Annotated in this window: 15 protein-coding genes; 11 read left to right on the top strand and 4 right to left on the bottom strand. The window is 67.3% G+C overall.

What is annotated here, in order from left to right:
* Positions 1-14: 14 nt before the first annotated feature.
* Positions 15-1,103 carry a TRAP transporter substrate-binding protein gene (locus AABA51_RS06235; RefSeq protein ID WP_338275513.1) on the bottom strand — a complete coding sequence of 363 codons (1,089 nt, stop codon included), beginning with the start codon at positions 1,101-1,103 and terminating at the stop codon, positions 15-17.
* Between the two features lie 590 nt (positions 1,104-1,693).
* On the opposite strand from AABA51_RS06235, the gene AABA51_RS06230 reads away from it, so the two are divergent.
* The 4 genes from AABA51_RS06230 to ilvN all read left to right on the top strand — a co-directional run bounded on the left by AABA51_RS06230 (position 1,694) and on the right by ilvN (position 6,461).
* A complete protein-coding gene (locus tag AABA51_RS06230) occupies positions 1,694-3,448 on the top strand; it encodes an acetolactate synthase 3 large subunit (protein ID WP_338275510.1) in 1,755 nt (584 codons plus the stop codon).
* 236 nt (positions 3,449-3,684) lie between these two features.
* Entirely contained in the window at positions 3,685-4,098 is a 414-nt protein-coding gene (locus tag AABA51_RS06225) for a universal stress protein (RefSeq protein ID WP_338275507.1), read from the top strand.
* A gap of 40 nt (positions 4,099-4,138) precedes the next feature.
* Entirely contained in the window at positions 4,139-5,827 is a 1,689-nt protein-coding gene (locus AABA51_RS06220) for a BCCT family transporter (RefSeq protein WP_338275504.1), read from the top strand.
* A 73-nt stretch (positions 5,828-5,900) separates the two neighbouring features.
* Positions 5,901-6,461, top strand: a complete 561-nt coding sequence (gene ilvN, locus AABA51_RS06215) for an acetolactate synthase small subunit (protein WP_338275502.1) — start codon at positions 5,901-5,903, stop codon at positions 6,459-6,461.
* Positions 6,462-6,557: 96 nt separating this feature from the next.
* On the opposite strand, the gene AABA51_RS06210 is transcribed toward ilvN, so the two are convergent.
* Complete coding sequence (locus AABA51_RS06210) at positions 6,558-6,830, bottom strand: hypothetical protein (RefSeq protein WP_338275499.1); 273 nt, start codon at positions 6,828-6,830, stop codon at positions 6,558-6,560.
* A gap of 309 nt (positions 6,831-7,139) precedes the next feature.
* On the opposite strand from AABA51_RS06210, the gene AABA51_RS06205 reads away from it, so the two are divergent.
* Positions 7,140-7,736 (top strand): RNA polymerase sigma factor, encoded by a 597-nt coding sequence (locus AABA51_RS06205; protein ID WP_338275497.1) that lies wholly within the window; start codon positions 7,140-7,142, stop codon positions 7,734-7,736.
* Here the strand turns inward: AABA51_RS06205 and AABA51_RS06200 are convergent.
* Positions 7,728-8,321 (bottom strand): lytic transglycosylase domain-containing protein, encoded by a 594-nt coding sequence (locus AABA51_RS06200; RefSeq protein ID WP_338275496.1) that lies wholly within the window; start codon positions 8,319-8,321, stop codon positions 7,728-7,730. The genes AABA51_RS06205 and AABA51_RS06200 overlap by 9 nt on opposite strands.
* A gap of 166 nt (positions 8,322-8,487) precedes the next feature.
* Here AABA51_RS06200 and ssb point away from each other — a divergent pair, with 166 nt between their 5' ends.
* The 4 genes from ssb to trpE all read left to right on the top strand — a co-directional run bounded on the left by ssb (position 8,488) and on the right by trpE (position 13,806).
* Entirely contained in the window at positions 8,488-9,000 is a 513-nt protein-coding gene (ssb, locus tag AABA51_RS06195) for a single-stranded DNA-binding protein (protein ID WP_338275494.1), read from the top strand.
* A gap of 132 nt (positions 9,001-9,132) precedes the next feature.
* Positions 9,133-10,323, top strand: coding sequence for an aminotransferase (locus AABA51_RS06190; RefSeq protein ID WP_338275491.1), 1,191 nt, complete (start codon positions 9,133-9,135; stop codon positions 10,321-10,323).
* Between the two features lie 118 nt (positions 10,324-10,441).
* Positions 10,442-12,295 (top strand): peptidylprolyl isomerase, encoded by a 1,854-nt coding sequence (locus AABA51_RS06185; protein ID WP_338275488.1) that lies wholly within the window; start codon positions 10,442-10,444, stop codon positions 12,293-12,295.
* Positions 12,295-13,806 carry an anthranilate synthase component I gene (trpE, locus tag AABA51_RS06180; protein ID WP_338275486.1) on the top strand — a complete coding sequence of 504 codons (1,512 nt, stop codon included), beginning with the start codon at positions 12,295-12,297 and terminating at the stop codon, positions 13,804-13,806. Before AABA51_RS06185 ends, trpE begins: the two co-directional genes overlap by 1 nt.
* A 21-nt stretch (positions 13,807-13,827) precedes the next feature.
* Here the strand turns inward: trpE and AABA51_RS06175 are convergent, their stop codons facing one another.
* Positions 13,828-15,414 carry a divergent polysaccharide deacetylase family protein gene (locus AABA51_RS06175; protein ID WP_338275484.1) on the bottom strand — a complete coding sequence of 529 codons (1,587 nt, stop codon included), beginning with the start codon at positions 15,412-15,414 and terminating at the stop codon, positions 13,828-13,830.
* 175 nt (positions 15,415-15,589) lie between these two features.
* On the opposite strand from AABA51_RS06175, the gene AABA51_RS06170 reads away from it, so the two are divergent.
* Both AABA51_RS06170 and trpD read left to right on the top strand, forming a co-directional pair.
* Positions 15,590-16,186 (top strand): anthranilate synthase component II, encoded by a 597-nt coding sequence (locus AABA51_RS06170; protein ID WP_338275482.1) that lies wholly within the window; start codon positions 15,590-15,592, stop codon positions 16,184-16,186.
* Entirely contained in the window at positions 16,183-17,208 is a 1,026-nt protein-coding gene (trpD, locus tag AABA51_RS06165) for an anthranilate phosphoribosyltransferase (protein WP_338275480.1), read from the top strand. Before AABA51_RS06170 ends, trpD begins: the two co-directional genes overlap by 4 nt.
* Positions 17,209-17,213: the final 5 nt, after the last annotated feature.

Below are 17,213 nucleotides of genomic sequence, written 5' to 3'. Positions count from 1 at the left end.
GGCATCTGCCCGGATCAGCCCGCGTTGTTGACGCGGTTGCGCTGGCGCATGAATTCGCCGTCGGCGATTTCGTACCAGCCCGAGGATTCCTCGATCGAGGCGAAGACGCTGTTGGCGATCTCGGCGTAGATCGGGTCGCCCATGTTTTCCTGACGGACTTCGGCGGCTGCGGTGCCGAAGGCATCCCAGACATCCTCGGGGAACTGGCGAACCTGCACGCCTGCGGCCTGCAGACGGGCGAGTGCCGCACCGTTCTCGGCCAGCGAGAGGGCGGTGTTCTGGGCGTGAGCGGCCTCGCAGGCGACCTTGCAGATGGTCTGCTGCTGGGGCGTCAGCGATTCCCAGATCTCGAGGTTGAACACGAGCGAGAGGGTCGAGCCCGGCTCGTGGAAACCTGCGGCGTAGTAGATGTTGGTGACTTCCTGGAAGCCCATGCGCTCGTCGGCATAGGGGCCGATCCATTCCGCACCGTCGATCTGACGCGACGCGAGGGCCTGGTAGATTTCACCGCCGGGGATGTTCTGGACGGATGCGCCCAGACGGCCCAGCACCTGGCCACCCTGGCCGGGCATGCGGAAGCGCAGGCCCTGCAGGTCTTCGACCGAGTTGATCTCGATGTTGAACCAGCCGCCGGGCTGCATCGCGGTCTGACCGCACATCAGCGGCTTGAGGTTGAAGAGCGAGGACAGGTTGTCGTGCAGTTCCTGACCGCCGCGACGGTAGTACCAGTTGGCCATTTCCTGTGCCGTCATGCCGAAGGGCACGGCGGTGAAGAAGGCGAAGGCCGGGTGCTGGTTCAGGAAGTAGTATTCTGCCGAGTGATACAGGTCGGCCTGGCCGGCGGACACGGCGTCGAACACCTCGAAGGCGCCCACGAGGCTGCCTGCGGGCATCTTGTTGAACGACAGCTGGCCGTCGGTCATGGCGGTGATGTAGTCGATGGCGAGTTGTGCCGCGTCATCGAAAACCGCGAAACCGTCGGGAACCGACGTGACGAGGGTGAGCGTGCGGTTGCCCTGCGCGATGGCGGGTGCAGCCAAGGTGGTGGTTGCGGCGGCCGCGCCACCAATTGCGGACGTTCTCAGGAACGAACGACGATCCATACGGTATCCTCCCCGGATGATGGAATACCCGCGACCCCCCTCGGGCCGCGGTCGTGGGTTGGCCCCACGAAGTGCCCGCACCCTAGCGCGGTGGTTTCGCCCCGGAAACAGGTTTTCGCCCCCAAACCGTCACTTTTTGTAAAATGATCTTACCAAAATCGAGAATTCGAGGGGTGTTTCGCCCAAAAGTTGAGCCGCAAAGCGCGAAATGACGCCAAAAGCTGCGGCAGATCGTTGCAGAGGCCCCGCCACGGGGGCGCAAATCGGGCGAGCACGAATCTTGTTAGCTGCAAGCTTTCCCTTTCCGTTCGTTGCGCGGCGGGTGCCCGAGACGAAAGGAATCGTGCCTTTTGCGGTTGACGCAAGCGGAGGGCTTGCCTAGTTTCCCGGTCACTTGGCGAAGGGGCGCGGTCAGATGACCTCCATTCTCGTACTTGTAGGGATCATGCGCATGGGTCGGTGACGGCAACCATACCGGTCTCCCATGCGCCCTCGGATCGAAGCCGGGGGTTTTTTTATGCCAGTGGCCATGCGGGCGCCACGCGACAAGCCCGCGGGACGTAGATGTCGACAAGAGAAGGACAGGCGCGATGACACGGCAGATGACCGGCGCGAAAATGGTGGTCGAGGCGCTGAAGGATCAGGGCGTCGAGGTCGTATTCGGCTATCCCGGCGGGGCCGTGCTGCCGATCTACGACGAGATTTTCCAGCAAAACAACATCCGCCACATCCTTGTGCGGCACGAACAGGGCGCGGTCCATGCCGCCGAGGGCTATGCGCGCTCGACCGGCAAGCCGGGCGTCGTGCTGGTGACATCGGGGCCGGGTGCGACCAATGCGGTGACGGGCCTGGTCGATGCGCTGATGGATTCGATCCCGATCGTGGTGCTGACGGGGCAGGTTCCGACCTTCATGATCGGTTCGGACGCGTTCCAGGAGGCCGATACGGTCGGCATCACGCGCCCCTGCACCAAGATGAACTGGCTGGTGAAGGATACCGACCAATTGTCGGACACGATCCACCAGGCCTTTCATATCGCCACGCAGGGCCGCCCCGGCCCGGTTCTGGTCGATATCCCCAAGGACGTGCAATTCGCCACCGGCACCTATGTGGAAAAGCCCCAGGCCAAGGTCGCGCATTACCAACCGCGCACCAAGGGCGATCCGGCGATGATCGAGGCGCTGGTCGAAGCGATGGAACAGGCCGAGCGCCCGGTTTTCTACACCGGGGGCGGCGTGATCAATTCGGGCCCGCGCGCGAGCGCGCTGTTGCGCGAGCTGGTGGCCGAGACCGATTTCCCCATCACATCGACGCTGATGGGTCTGGGAAGCTATCCGGCCTCGGGCAAGAACTGGCTCGGCATGCTGGGGATGCACGGGCTGTACGAGGCGAACCTTGCGATGCACGGCTGCGATCTGATGATCAACATCGGCGCGCGGTTCGATGACCGGATCACGGGCCGGATCGCGGATTTCAGCCCCGGCTCGAAAAAGGCGCATGTCGATATCGACCCGTCCTCGATCAACAAGGTGATCCACGCCGATTTCCCGATCATCGGGGATGTGACCGAGGTTCTGGCCGAGATGCTGCGTGTCTGGAAGGCGCGCGGGTCCAGGACCAACAAGGGCGCGCTGTCCAAGTGGTGGAGCCAGATCAACGAGTGGCGCGCGGTCAAGTGCCTGACCTACAAGAATTCCGAGGCCACGATCAAACCGCAATACGCGCTGGAGCGGCTGGAGGCCCTGACCAAGGGGCGGGATCGCTACATCACGACCGAAGTGGGCCAGCACCAGATGTGGGCGGCGCAATTCCTGGGCTTCGAGGACCCCAACCGCTGGATGACCTCGGGGGGCCTGGGGACCATGGGCTATGGCACGCCGGCCTCCATCGGGGTGCAGATCGCGCATCCGGGCGCGCTGGTGATCAACGTGGCGGGCGAGGCGAGCTGGCTGATGAACATGCAGGAGATGGGCACCGCGGTGCAGTATCGCCTGCCGGTCAAGCAGTTCATCCTCAACAACGAGCGTCTGGGCATGGTGCGCCAGTGGCAGGAATTGCTGCATGGCGAGCGTTATTCGCACAGCTGGTCCGAGGCGCTGCCCGATTTCGTGAAGCTGGCCGAAGCCTTTGGCTGCAAGGGCATCTTGTGCAAGGACCCCAAGGACCTGGACGATGCGATCATGGAGATGCTGGAGTATGATGGTCCGGTGATCTTTGACTGCCTCGTCGAGAAGCACGAGAATTGTTTCCCGATGATCCCGTCGGGCAAGGCGCATAACGAGATGCTCTTGGGCGAGGCGGAGACCAAGGGCGTGATCGGGGCCGAAGGCGGCGTTCTGGTCTGATCCCCCTGCCCCGATGCGAGACGGACAAGCGGGCCCTTCGGGGCCCGTTTTCTTTTGCGCCGCGGAGGTTATTGGCCGGATCGCCGTGACGGGGGTTGCACTTAAGTTCATGGATGTTAGCCTGATTACGACAGAAAAATGTCGCAAAAGGGTGCTTCCCTCTCGATCGACTGGCGGTCGGGACACGATCCAGCGCCCCCTTTTCATCGCTATCGCCAGGGAAACGGAGGGGCGTCTTGTTCGGACATATCATGGTGCCGGTCGATCTTGCCCATCTTGCGAAGCTGGAGGGCGCGCTGAAGGTCGCGGGCGATCTGGCCAAGCATTACGGGGCGCGCGTGACCTATGTGGGGGTCACCGCATCGCAGCCGGGCAGCGTCGCGCATGACCCGCAGGACTATGCCGAAAAGCTGGCGAAATTCGCGGCGATGCAGGCGGAGCTGCATGATCTGCGACAGATCGAGACCCATCCCGTGACGGTGCCCGACCCGGCGGCGGAGCTGGACCGGGCGCTGGAAAAGGCGCTCGGGCTCCTGGGGGCCGATCTGGTGGTGATGGGCTCTCATATTCCGCGCCGCTTCGATCTTGGCAGCCATGGCGGGCGCATCGCGCGGCACAGCCAAGTGTCGGTGATGGTGGTGCGCGACTGAGGTCGCCGCGCCCCCCAAGAACAGGAAAAAGGAACCGCAGATGAGCGATACGCAGACAGAGACGATGGCCGTGCAGGGCATCCCGGACCCGGACGGGCATCACGATCCGATCGAGACGGAGTACGACATCGGGCAGGACAATATCGAGGGCAGCGTCGGCCCCATCGGGTTCGACATCCACAACCCGGTCTTTGCGATCTCGGGCCTGTCGGTGGTGGCTTTCGTGGCCTATGCGCTGCTGGCACCGGGACAGGCGGCCGATTTCTTCGGCTGGCTCAGGCCCGCGCTGACATCGGGGTTCGACTGGTTTTTCCTGCTGTCGGCCAATGTCTTTGTCCTTTTTTGCCTTGCGTTGATCGTGCTGCCGGTGGGCAAGGTCCGGCTTGGCGGTGCGGAGGCCACGCCCGATTATTCCTATACGGGCTGGTTCGCGATGCTGTTTGCCGCAGGCATGGGCATCGGGTTGATGTTTTTCGGGGTGCTGGAGCCCGCCTATTATTTCGGCACGCCCTGGGGCGATGCGCCGCTCGGCGCGGTCAGGCCCTTTGACGAGAACGGCGCGCTGATCGCGGCCAATGTGGAGGAGGCGCGGCGGATGGCCTTGGCCGCCACATCCTATCATTGGGCGCTGCATCCATGGGCGATCTATGCGGTGGTGGCCTTGGCGCTGGCGCTTTTCACCTACAACAAGGGATTGCCGCTATCGATCCGCTCGGCCTTTTACCCGCTCCTGGGGGAACGGGTCTGGGGCTGGTGGGGGCATGTCATCGACATTCTTGCCGTTTTCGCCACGCTCTTCGGGCTTGCGACATCGCTGGGCCTGGGCGCGCAGCAGGCCAATGCGGGGCTCGAACATGTCTATGGCATCGCCAATACCACGACCATGCAGGTCATCCTGATCATCGGCATCACGGCCATCGCGCTTGTCTCGGTGCTGCGCGGGCTGGATGGCGGGGTGAAGGTCCTGTCGGAGGTCAACATGGTGCTGGCGGTCCTGTTGCTGCTCTTCGTGCTCTTTGCCGCGGGGGCCACGGCGATCCTGACGGAATTCGGGCGCGGGCTGGTCGCCTATGCGCAGGAGATCGTGCCGCTGTCGAACCCGTTCGGGCGCGAGGATGACGGCTACCGGGAGGGGTGGACGGCATTCTATTGGGCGTGGTGGATCAGCTGGTCGCCCTTTGTCGGCATGTTCATCGCCCGGGTGAGCCGGGGCCGGACGGTGCGCGAATTCCTGACCTGCGTCCTGATCATCCCCTCGCTGGTCTGCGTGTTGTGGATGTCGGTCTTTGGCGGGGCGGCGATCAACGACATGGTGGCCGATCCCGAAGGCTCGGCGGTCATGGCCAATGTGATCGAGAGCTACAGCCCGGAATTGTCGCTCTTTGCCATGCTCGAGGGCCTGCCGCTGGCCGGGATAACCTCGACGCTGGCCATCGTGCTGGTGATCGTGTTCTTCGTCACCTCGTCGGACAGTGGCAGCCTTGTGATCGACACGATCACGGCGGGCGGCAAGATCGACGCGCCCGTGCCGCAGCGGGTGTTCTGGTGCACCTTCGAGGGCTTGGTGGCGATCGCGCTGTTGATCGGGGGCGGCCTTGCCTCGCTTCAGGCGATGGTGATCTCGACCGGCCTGCCCTTCACGCTGGTGCTTTTGGCTTTGTGCCTGTGCATCTACCTGGGCCTGCGCAGCGAGCATGGGGTGCTGAAGGCGGCGGCACCTGCCGAATAGGGCAATTGCACCCTTTCCCATCGCGGCCCGCCCGGCTAAACCGGGCGGGCCGTTTTCATGCCAGGGGCCGCCCATGTCACCGCTCAACATCGAGAAAGGCTCGTCGAGCCATTCCGCCTATGATCTTCGCAGCCACATGTCCGACACGGTGGAGACCCACACGCTGGCGGTGCTGGTGCAGAACGAGGCGGGCGTGCTGGCGCGCGTGATCGGCCTGTTTTCCGGGCGGGGCTACAATATCGAGAGCCTGACCGTGGCCGAGGTGGACCGCGCAGGCCATCGGTCGCGCATCACGATCGTGACGAGCGGCACGCCGCAGGTGATCAACCAGATCAAGATGCAGCTCGAACGCATGGTGCCCGTGCACGAGGTCCATGACCTGACGGTCGAGGGGCCCTTCGTCAGCCGGGAACTGGCGCTGATCAAGGTCATCGCCAAGGGCGAGCACAGGGTCGAGGCGTTGCGCATCGCCGAGATTTTCCGCGCCAACGTGGTCGATTCCACCCTGCAGAGTTTCGTCTTCGAGATCACGGGCACGCCGGAAAAGGTCGATGCCTTTTGCGACCTGATGCGCCCCCTGGGCGAGGTGCGGCTGGCGCGGACGGGTGTTGCGGCCATCGCGCGCGGCGTCTGACCGCGAGAGGCGGGGTCCAAGGCGAAACTTTGGGGGGTGACCCCGAAAATTCGTACGAATTTTCGGGGTCTGCGATCCTTCGTACGAAGGATCGGGTCAACCGGCCGGGATCAGGCCTGCCTCTTCGGCGGCGGCGATTTCCTCGGCGTTGAGCATGCCGTCGCCATTGGCGTCGAGGGCGGCGAATTCCGCCTCGGTCAGGTCGGGCAGGGCTGCCTGTGCTTCGCCGTAGCTGACGAGGCCATCGCCATCGGCATCGAGGACAAGCCCCTGCCCCATGGCATGGCCTGCCCCCACGAGGCCGAGGATCAGCGCGCCGTGAAAGAGCGCGCGGGCGGTGCGGAAGCGGAAGCGGTGTTTCGGTGTCATCTGTCAGGTCTCCTGGTGTCTGTTGGACGGTGAAGGCAGTGTGCCGCCCTCGGGGAGGAAGACGCGGGCGGGCGCTGGTTTGATCCCGGCCCGTCTGCAGGGCGTGACGGGGTGGCGGCGGTTTGCCCAAGGGGAAGGTGCCGCGCGCGGTGTCCCGCCGAGGGTGGGCTGCGCGACGCTGCGACACGCGGAAGGCCGCCGAGGATGGGCGGCGCATGGCGCAAGCGCGCGGGGGATGGCGCGGCGGGCTTGTGCGGGGGGACGGGATGGGCGGTGCTGGTGCGGCCAGCCGCGAGAGGAGATCGCCCGATGCAAGCCCCCTGCCCCGGTCCCGACAGCGAAGGACGCCCGCCCGCCACGGCACGGGCCTTTGCCGCGCTATTGCCCGATCTGCGCCGGAGCGCGCGCCGCCTGAGCCGGTCGGTGGAGGATGCCGATGACCTGGTGCAGGACACCCTGCTCAGGGTCTGGTCGCGGCTGGCCATGGCGCAGGCGGGCGCGAGCGATGCCGCCCCGGTCAGCGATCTGCGCGCCTATGCCTTTGCCACGCTCAGGAATTGCGCGCGCAGCCGGGGGCGGGCCGTGCCGCACGGTGACGGGACGCAAGATGCCAAAGACCCCGACGAGACGGCGGATGAATGTGCCGGGCCGGAGGCGGATCTGGCGGCAGGCAGGACCTTGGCCGCGCTGGACGATCTGCCTAAGGCGCAGGGCGCGCTGTTGCGGCTGCGGGCAATCGAGGGGTTGAGCTATGCCGAGATCGCGGCGGCGACGGGTCTGCCGCTTGGCACGGTCACATCGCGGTTGAGCCGGGGACGGCGGGCCTTGCGCCGGAGATTGGGGGCGGAGGAGCACCTGGCCGATCCGCCAAGGCGCGGGCCGGAGCCGAAGGATGGATCACGATGAGCCGAGGATGATGCGCACGTAATCCTGCGTTTCGGCATAGGGCGGGATGCCGTCATGTTCGCGCACCGCCTCGGGCCCCGCGTTATAGGCGGCGAGCGCGTGATCCCAGCGGCGGAAATCGCGGAATTGCAGGGCGAGATAGCGCGCGCCCCCTTCGAGATTGGCGGTCGGGTCGTGCGGATCGACGCCGAGAAGCGCCGCCGTATCGGGCATGAGCTGGGCCAAGCCAATGGCACCCGCATGGCTGACGGCCTCGGGGTTCCAACCCGATTCCTGTTGCACGAGGCGCAAAAACAGATCCTCGGGGATGCCATGGCGGCGGGCGGCGGCGCGGGCGACCTCGAGCCAGGGGCCGTCATAGCGCCCCTCGAAGCGGGGGATGGCGGCGGCGTCGGGGTCGAAATCGGGCCGGAGCCGGACGGAGGCCGCGTATTGCGTCGAGGCGCGGCTGTCGATCACGCCGAGCGCGCGGTTGATCCGCTCCATCGGGTCGGCATGGAGGGGATGGGCCGCGCACAAAAGGAGCGCGGCCGCCAGAAGGCGGCGCGACAGGAGGGCGCGAAGGGGCGACAGGGATCGGCGCATCGCGCGGGAAATACGCCAATTCGGCCCGGATTTCCAGCGTGACGGCATTTGGACGGGGTGCAAGGGACGCCTTTAACCTTTTCTTGACCATGGCAGGATGATCTAAGCGATACGCGCCGCCGACTCGGATCGGGGCCAGCATTTGCCAGAACGGGGAGAAAGAGACATGGCCGGATCCGTCAACAAGGTGATCCTGATCGGAAACCTGGGCCGCGACCCCGAGGTGCGCAGCTTTCCCAATGGCGGCAAGGTCTGCAACCTGCGCATCGCCACCTCGGAGAACTGGAAGGACCGCAACACCGGCGAGCGGCGCGAAAAGACCGAATGGCATTCGGTCGCGATCTTTTCCGAACCGCTGGCGCGGATCGCCGAGCAATACCTGCGCAAAGGGTCCAAGGTCTATATCGAGGGGCAGCTCGAAACCCGCAAATGGCAAGACCAGTCGGGGCAGGACCGGTATTCGACGGAAGTGGTGCTGCGGCCCTATCGGGGCGAGCTGACGCTTCTGGACGGGCGTGACGGCGGCGGCAGCGGTGGTGGCGGCGGCGGCTATGGCGGCGGCGCCTCGGGCGGCTATGGCGACGACCGCGGCGGCGGCTATCCCGACGACAGGGGCGGCCCGAGCGGTGGCGGCGGCTATGGCGGCGGCGGGGATGTGGACGACGAGATCCCGTTCTGAGCGGCCACCGGCAGGCTTTGGGCGATTTGCGGAGATCGCATCTTTGCGCGGGCGTTTGCTGCGGGAGCCTCCGGCGGGGATATTTTTGAAACAGAGAAGACGCGCGCCGCGCGAGGCGGTGCCGGAAGAGGCATGATGCAGCCGATCAACCCGACCTACAGGCGCACCTTTGCCCCGCCGGTGATGGAGGCGCGGCGCTGGATCGAGGGCAAGAGGTTTTCGCCCGAACAGCCGCTGATCCTGCTGAGCCAGGCGGCGCCGGTCGATCCGCCGCCCCGGGGGCTGGCGCAGGCCATGGCCGATGCGCTGATGGAGAATCCGGCGGCGCATCTCTATGGCCCGGTCCTGGGGATGCCGGAGTTGCGCGCCGAACTGGCCGCGCAATGGTCGGCGGCCTATGGCGGGGTCATCGCGCCGGAGCAGGTGGCGGTGACGGCGGGCTGCAACCAGGCCTTTACCGCCGTGATGTCGACGCTGGCGGGGGCGGGCGACGAGGTGATCGTGCCCCTGCCCTTCTATTTCAATCACAAGATGTGGCTCGACATGGAAGGCGTGGGTTGCGTGGCCCTGCCCACGGGCGACGACCTGATGCCCGACCCCGAGCGGGCGGCGGCGCTGGTCACCGAGAGGACGCGCGCCATCGTGCTGGTCAGCCCCAACAATCCCACGGGGCGGGAATATCCGCCCGAGCTGTTGCGGGCGTTTTTCGACCTGGCACGGACACGGGGGCTGGCGCTGATCCTCGACGAGACCTACCGCGATTTCCATTCGCAAGACGGCGCGCCGCATGGGCTTTTCGCCGATCCCGATTGGGATGACACGCTGATCCATCTCTATTCCTTTTCGAAGGCCTACAGGCTGACGGGGCATCGGGTGGGGGCGATCATGGCGTCGGGCCAGCGGCTGGCGGAGGTGGAGAAATTCCTTGATACCGTCGCGATCTGTCCGCCGCAGGTGGGGCAGATCGGGGCGCTGTGGGGGATGCGGAACCTGAAGGATTGGCTGGCGGGCGAACGCGCCGAGATCCTGGCGCGGCGCGATGCGCTTGTGGCAGGGTTCCAGCGGCTGCCCGGATGGGAGCTGATGGGCTGCGGGGCCTATTTCGCCTATGTGCGCCACCCCTTTGGCAAGCCGTCGGACGTGGTGGCGCGCGAGATGGTGGACAAGGCCGCCCTCCTGGTGCTGCCGGGCACGATGTTCGGGCCGCGCCGGGCCGAGGGCGGGACGGGCCAGGCGGAGGCCACGCTCAGGATCGCATTCGCCAATGCCGATGCGGCGGGGCTTGCCGAAGTGGTGGACAGGCTTTCGGCGCTCGATCTCTAGGCAGCGGTCCCGGGGCGATGGCCCCGGCCCTTGCCGCGCGGGGCGCGAGCGCGTAATCAACCGCGCAATCAAGGGCGGCTGAGCCCGGACGGAGCGAAACAGGAAGGACCCGCAGAGAATGGCGAAATCGGTTGCGAAAAAGGCCTCGAACCTTTTCGTCTGGATCATCCTCGGGCTGTTGTTCGTGGCCCTGGCGGGGTTCGGGATCGGGTCTTTCAGCGGTGGCGGCAGCCGGATCGGCAGCGTCGGCGACATCGAGATCACGGCGGAGGATTATGCCCGCGCGCTCGACCAGGAAATCCGCGCCCGCATCGCCCAGACGCGCCAGCCCGTGACGCTGTCGGACCTGCAGGCCGAAGGCATCGACCAGGCGGTGCTGCAATCGCTGGTGGCGCAGGCGGCGCTGGCCAACGAGGCGGCGCGGATGGGCCTGTCGGTGGGCGACGAGGCGGTCGCGCGCGAGATCACGCGGATCGAGGCGTTCCAGGGGATCAACGGGTCCTTTGACCGCGAGGCCTATGAACAGGTGCTGCGCCAGAACGGGCTGACGCCTGCTCAATTCGAAGAGGACATGCGCGAGGATACCGCGCGCAGCCTGTTGCAGGTGGCGGTTCTGGGCGGCTTGCAGCCCGATCAAGCCATCGCCGAGGCGCTGGTCGCCTACCAGGGCGAGACGCGGGATTTCAGCATCCTGACGCTGACCGAGGCCGATCTGCCCACGGGCCTGCCCGCGCCGGAGGAGGCGGATCTGGTGGCCCATTACGAGGCGAACCCCGGCCGCTTCACCCGCCCCGAGGCGCGGCGGATCACCTATGCCTGGGTCACGCCCGCCATGTTGATGGATGACATGGAGATCGACGAGGGCGCGCTGCGCGATCTTTACGAGGCGCGGGCGGATCTCTACCGCCAGCCCGAGCGGCGTCTGCTGGAGCGGCTGGTCTTCATCGACGAGGCGGCGGCGGAGGCGGCTTTCGCGGCCATCGCGGCGGGCGAGACGGATTTCGACACGCTTGTCGCCGAGCGCGGCCTGTCGCTGGAGGATGTGGACCTGGGCGAAGTGGCCCGTGGCGATCTGTCGGCGGAAGCTGCGGAGGCGATTTTCAGCGACACCGAGAGCGAGATCATCGGGCCGGTGCAATCGGTGCTGGGACCGGCGCTGTTCCGGGTGAACGCGGTTCTCGATGCCTCCGAAGTGCCGTTCGAGGAGGCGGAGGAGGAATTGCGTGCGGAACTGGCCGCCGAGGCGGCGCGGCGCGTGATCGACGATCTGCGCGATCCTGTGGATGACCTGTTGGCCGAGGGCGCGACGCTCGAAGAGCTGGCCGCCGATACCGAGATGCGGCTGGGCGCGATCGAGCTGACCCCTGCCTCCGAAGACGGGATCGCGGGCTATGACGCCTTTCGCGAGGCGGCGCGGCTGGCCGAGGAGGGGGATTTCCCCGAGCTTCTGGAGTTGAGCGATGGCGGGCTGTTCGCGCTGCGGCTCGACGAGGTGGTGCCCCCGACCCTGCCGCCGCTGGACGACGTGCGCGAGGCCGTGGCCGAAAGCTGGCGCGCGGGCGTCTTGCGCGAGCAATTGGCGGCACGGGGCGAGACACTGGTGGGCCAGCTGGCCACCGGCGCGACGCTGGAAAGCCTGGGCTCCGTGAGTGCGGAGGCAGAGGTGCGGCGGCAGGATTTCATCCCCGATGCCCCTCCGACGCTGGTGGCGCAGGTGTTCCGCCTGTCGCAGCCGGGGGACGTGGTGCTGGTACCCGGTGCCGACCGGGCGCTGATCGCGCGGCTTGACGCGATCAACCCCGCCGCGCGCGACGATCCGACGACCCAGATCCTGACGCAGATCATCGGGCAGAGCGTGGCGCAATCCATGGCGCAGGACATTTTCGAGGGCTATGGGCAGGCGATGCAGGCCGAGGTGGGCATCCGGCTCGACCAATCGATGATCAACGCCGTTCACACGCAGTTCCCCTGATGGCCATGATTTCGGATTTCGCCGCCTTCGAGGCGGGTTGGAACGCGGGCAGGAACCAGTTGGTCCATGCGCGGCTGGCGGCCGATCTGGATACGGCCGTGTCGGTGATGATGAAGCTGACGGATGCGGGGCGGGACAGTTTCATCCTGGAATCCGTGACCGGCGGCGAGGTGCGCGGGCGCTATTCGATCATCGGCTGCAAGCCGGACCTGATCTGGGAATGCCATGGGCGGACAAGCCGCCTGAACCGGGCGGCGCGCTATGACCGCGACAGTTTCGAGCCCTGCGAGGCGCCGCCGCTGGAGGCGCTGCGCGCGCTTCTGGCCGAAAGCGCCATCGAGATGCCCGAGGATCTGCCCGGCGCTGCCGCGGGGCTGTTCGGCTACCTCGGCTATGACATGATCCGGCTGGTCGAGCATCTGCCCGACGTGAACCCCGATCCGCTGGGATTGCCCGATGCGGTGCTGATGCGCCCCTCGGTCATCGCGGTTCTGGACGGGGTGAAGGGCGAGGTGACGATCGTGTCGCCCGCCTGGGTGTCATCGGGGTTGAATGCGCGGGCGGCCTATGCGCAGGCGGCCGAGCGGGTGGCCGATGCGCTGCGCGACCTGGAACGCGCGCCCGCCATGGCCAGCCGCGAGATGGGCGAGGCGCGCAAGGTGGCCGAGCCGGTGTCGAATTTCGCCAAGGCCGATTACCTGGCCGCCGTGGAGCGCGCCAAGGATTACATCCGCGCGGGCGATATTTTCCAGGTCGTGCCGTCCCAGCGCTGGACGCAGGATTTTCCCGAGCCGCCCTTTGCGCTCTACCGGGCGCTCCGGCGCACCAACCCCTCGCCCTTCATGTTCTTTTTCAACTTCGGGCCGTTCCAGGTGGTGGGGGCCAGCCCCGAGATCCTGGTGCGGGTCTTTGGCGGGCAGGTCACGATCCGGCCCATCGCGGGCACGCGCAAGCGGGGCGCCACGCCCGAGGAGGATCGCGCGCTGGAGGCCGATCTGTTGTCGGACCAGAAGGAACTGGCCGAGCATCTGATGCTCTTGGACCTGGGGCGCAACGATGTGGGCCGGGTGGCCAAGATCGGGACGGTCCGGCCCACCGAGGAATTCATCGTCGAGCGCTATTCCCACGTGATGCACATCGTGTCGAACGTGGTGGGCGAGCTGCGCGAGGATGAGGACGCGCTGTCGGCGCTTTTGGCCGGGTTGCCCGCGGGCACGGTTTCGGGCGCGCCCAAGGTGCGGGCGATGGAGATCATCGACGAGCTGGAGCCCGAAAAGCGCGGCGTCTATGGCGGGGGCGTGGGCTATTTCAGCGCGGGCGGCGACATGGACATGTGCATCGCGCTGCGCACCGCCGTGGTGAAGGATGGCAAGCTCTACATCCAGGCGGGCGGCGGCGTTGTCTATGACAGCGACCCGGAGGCGGAATTCGAGGAAACCGTGAACAAGTCGCGGGCGATCCGCCGGGCGGCTGAGGATGCGGGGCTGTTTTCGGGGCGGGGCAACCGCTAGGGCGCGCCGGAGCGCCGCGCCCTATTCGGAAAGGTTTTGCAAGACCGCCGAGACGGGGGCGAGCGCCACGCCTTCGACGCGATTGGCCAAGGCCCAGGAAAAGATCCCCGTGACCGTGTCGGGGCGGGTGCGGCCCGCCACGATCACGCTGCCGGTCTGGGCCGCGTCAAAGGCCGCGCGCCCGAGAAAGCGGCTGATGACGGTGGCGCGCTGATCCTCGTCATCGAGCAGCCGGAAGAAGGTCGTCCCCGGCACGCCCAGCCGCCGCGCGGTCTGTTCGGCGGCATTGAGTCCTTGGGGAAAGGCCAAAAACCCGTGCCCCGTCGCGCCGAGTGCTGCCATCGTGGCATCGAGCACCGGCCTGTCGGACTGGATGCGGCCCGAGGGGTCATCCATCAGGGCGACAGCCTGCGGAATGGTGTCGATGGCTGCGGCGAGCGCCGTTTCGACATCGGCCGGTGTCGCGCCCTGGGCGATGGCGGGGGCGGCGAGGATCACCACCTCGAAACCGGCGGCGCGGAAAGCTTCGGCGCGGTCGGCGGCATCGGGGCGCGTGGGATCGATGGCGAAGGTGAGGGGAAAGCTGAGATCGGCAAGCGCCGCCGGATCGAGGGGCGTTGCGGGATCGTCGATCAGAACGACGGCCATGAGCGGCGTGCCGATGGCCACCTCGAAAGGTTCGGCATTGTCACGGAGCGCATCGGCCCTGTCGGAGGGGGACAGGGGCGGAACCGCTGCCGGGTCGGGCGCGGGATCGGGATCGGCTGCGGGCATGGCCGCGCCCTGTGCCGGTTCCGGAAGCACCTGCGGCAGGCCGGAGGTGGTGGCGGTGGCGGCAGCGGGAGGTGGCGGGACCTGTGGCAGGCGGCGCGGCTGGACCGGCGCGGGGCCTGCCTCATCGGTGCGGGTCGCGGCGGGTGCGGGCGGCGGATCGGTCGCATCGCCCAGAATCGGCGCGCCCTGCTGTTCGGGCACGCTCAGGCGGCGCGGGGTGGCGCCCCCGGCGCTGGCATCGAAGGTGGTGGAAAAGCGCGGGCTTGGGGCTGTGGCAAGATCCGGGGGCGCGGGCGGCTCGGACGGGGTTGCGATGACGGCATGGGGTTCTTCCGCCGGGATCGCCGCATCGGGGGCGGTGTCGGCGGCGGGGGTCGGGCCCGGTGGCACGGGTGCGCTGGCCATGGGCGGGATGTCGGCGCGCGGCAGGCGGGGCGCGGGATCGGCGCTGGGCCGGGGCAAGGTGGTGACGCGGGGCAATTCGGCCGGGGCCGGGGGTGTCGTGGCCGGATCGGGCGCAACCGGGGTCTCGGGCGCTTGGGAGGGCGCGGGATCGGGCGTGGCGGCGGGTGCGCTGTCGGCTGCGGGAACGGGCGCAGGCGCGGGATCGGCGCTGGCCATCTCCGCCGGGGCGGCAGGCGGTGCGGCCGCATCCGGCGTCGCGCGGTCCTCGGTCACGGGCGGGGCTGCGGGCGTGGGCGCGACCGGCAGGGGGTCTGCGGCAAAGGGTGCAGGCGCGCGGTCGGGCAGCGGCGTCGAGAGCGACACAGCCCCCAGCACGATCCCCGAGAGCACGAGGCCCAGGATCATCCCGTTCAGAATTCCACCACCCATGTCGCCCCCGCTCACCTGCGCGGGACCCCGGCCCGGAGCGCCCTGCCCCGCGACCAAGATCCCAGCCGCCTTGACCACGGGCGCTTGACCACCCGGCGCGGCTTTGAAACATGTATACCCCGGGTGTGCGCCGCCTTCACCCCCCTTTTGACCCATCAGCGCCGGACCCGCCCCCATGCTGCTTTTGATCGACAATTACGACAGTTTCACCTGGAACCTTGTCCATTACCTGGGCGAATTGGGGGCCGAGACGAAGGTCGTCCGCAATGACCGGATCACGGTGCAAGACGCGCTGGCGCTGAAGCCCGATGCGATCGTGCTGTCGCCCGGTCCCTGCGATCCGGCGCAGGCGGGCATTTGCCTTGCGCTGACGCGGGCGGTGGCGGGCGCGGGCGTGCCGCTGTTGGGCGTGTGCCTCGGCCATCAGACCATCGGGGAGGCCTTTGGCGGCACGGTGCAGCGCCACAGCGAGATCGTGCATGGCAAGATGGGCGAGATCCATCATGAGGGCAAAGGCGTCTTTGCGGGCTTGCCCTCCCCGCTCAAGGCCACGCGGTATCATTCGCTGGTCGTGGACCGCGAGAGCCTGCCCGAGGTGCTGGAGGTGACGGCGGAATTGCCCGACGGCACGATCATGGGCCTGCGCCACAGAACGCTGCCCATCGAGGGCGTGCAGTTTCACCCCGAAAGCATCCGGTCCGAACATGGCCATGCGATGCTGAGGAATTTCCTGACCATGGCCGAGGCCGCCAAGGGAGCCGTGCCCGCATGACCGATGCGATGAAACCGTTGATCTATGCCGCCTCGGAAGGGCCGTTGTCGCGCGCGCAGGCGGAAGCGGCCTTCGAGGAATTGTTCGAGGGCACGGCCACCCCCGCCCAGATCGGGGGATTGCTGATGGCGATGCGGGCACGCGGCGAATCCGTGGCCGAATATGCCGCAGCGGCCCAGGTGATGCGCGATCGCTGCGTGAAGGTCGCGGCACCCGAGGGCGCGATGGATATCGTGGGCACGGGCGGCGACGGGATGGGGACGCTCAACATCTCGACGGCGGCGGCTTTCGTCGTGGCGGGCGCGGGCGTGCCGGTGGCCAAGCACGGGAACCGCAACCTGTCGTCGAAATCGGGATCGGCCGATGCGCTGTCGGAACTGGGGATCGACGTGATGGTCCCGCCCGAGGTGGTCGAACGCGCCATCGCGGAGGCGGGCATCGGCTTCATGATGGCGCCCATGCATCATCCGGCGATGAAGCAGGTGATGCCGGTGCGCATGGAATTGGGCTGCAAGACGATCTTCAACATCCTCGGGCCGCTGACGAACCCGGCGGGGGTGAAGCGGCAATTGACCGGAGCCTTTGCCATCGACCTGATCTTTCCCATGGCCGAGACGCTGCAGGCGCTGGGGTCGGAGGCGGCGTGGCTGGTCCATGGATCGGACGGGACGGACGAGATCTCGATTTGCGGGCCGACATCGGTGGCGGTGCTGAAGGACGGCAAGATCCGGGCGCGCGAGGTGCATCCCGAGGAGGCGGGTCTGCCGGTGCATGCCTTCCGCGACATCCTGGGCGGCACGCCTGCGGAGAATGCGGCGGCGCTGCGCGCGCTTTTGGAGGGGGCACCGGGTGCCTACCGCGACGCGGTGCTGTTGAACGCGGCCGCAGCCCTGGTGGTGGCGGAGAAGGCAGAGGATCTGAAGGGCGGCGTGGAGATCGCGGCCCAGAGCATCGACAGCGGTGCGGCGAAACAAAGCGTGGCGCGGCTGGCCGCGATCACGCAAGCGGCCAAGGGGGCATGAGCGGC

Origin of the sequence: Roseicyclus marinus, from assembly GCF_036322625.1 — a bacterium.
Classification (GTDB): domain Bacteria; phylum Pseudomonadota; class Alphaproteobacteria; order Rhodobacterales; family Rhodobacteraceae; genus Roseicyclus; species Roseicyclus marinus_A.
This window is presented reverse-complemented; position numbering and strand designations above follow the sequence as displayed.

Bases quoted from the DNA above. Each gene is read 5' to 3' on its own strand.
- AABA51_RS06185 (WP_338275488.1), top strand. From the start codon at position 10,442: ATGGCGAAATCGGTTGCGAAAAAGGCCTCGAACCTTTTCGTCTGGATC.
- AABA51_RS06210 (WP_338275499.1), bottom strand. From the start codon at position 6,830: ATGACACCGAAACACCGCTTCCGCTTCCGCACCGCCCGCGCGCTCTTT.
- AABA51_RS06170 (WP_338275482.1), top strand. From the start codon at position 15,590: ATGCTGCTTTTGATCGACAATTACGACAGTTTCACCTGGAACCTTGTC.
- AABA51_RS06220 (WP_338275504.1), top strand. From the start codon at position 4,139: ATGAGCGATACGCAGACAGAGACGATGGCCGTGCAGGGCATCCCGGAC.
- AABA51_RS06200 (WP_338275496.1), bottom strand. From the start codon at position 8,321: ATGCGCCGATCCCTGTCGCCCCTTCGCGCCCTCCTGTCGCGCCGCCTT.
- ilvN (WP_338275502.1), top strand. From the start codon at position 5,901: ATGTCACCGCTCAACATCGAGAAAGGCTCGTCGAGCCATTCCGCCTAT.
- AABA51_RS06205 (WP_338275497.1), top strand. From the start codon at position 7,140: ATGCAAGCCCCCTGCCCCGGTCCCGACAGCGAAGGACGCCCGCCCGCC.
- ssb (WP_338275494.1), top strand. From the start codon at position 8,488: ATGGCCGGATCCGTCAACAAGGTGATCCTGATCGGAAACCTGGGCCGC.
- AABA51_RS06175 (WP_338275484.1), bottom strand. From the start codon at position 15,414: ATGGGTGGTGGAATTCTGAACGGGATGATCCTGGGCCTCGTGCTCTCG.
- trpD (WP_338275480.1), top strand. From the start codon at position 16,183: ATGACCGATGCGATGAAACCGTTGATCTATGCCGCCTCGGAAGGGCCG.
- AABA51_RS06235 (WP_338275513.1), bottom strand. From the start codon at position 1,103: ATGGATCGTCGTTCGTTCCTGAGAACGTCCGCAATTGGTGGCGCGGCC.
- AABA51_RS06190 (WP_338275491.1), top strand. From the start codon at position 9,133: ATGATGCAGCCGATCAACCCGACCTACAGGCGCACCTTTGCCCCGCCG.
- AABA51_RS06230 (WP_338275510.1), top strand. From the start codon at position 1,694: ATGACACGGCAGATGACCGGCGCGAAAATGGTGGTCGAGGCGCTGAAG.
- trpE (WP_338275486.1), top strand. From the start codon at position 12,295: ATGGCCATGATTTCGGATTTCGCCGCCTTCGAGGCGGGTTGGAACGCG.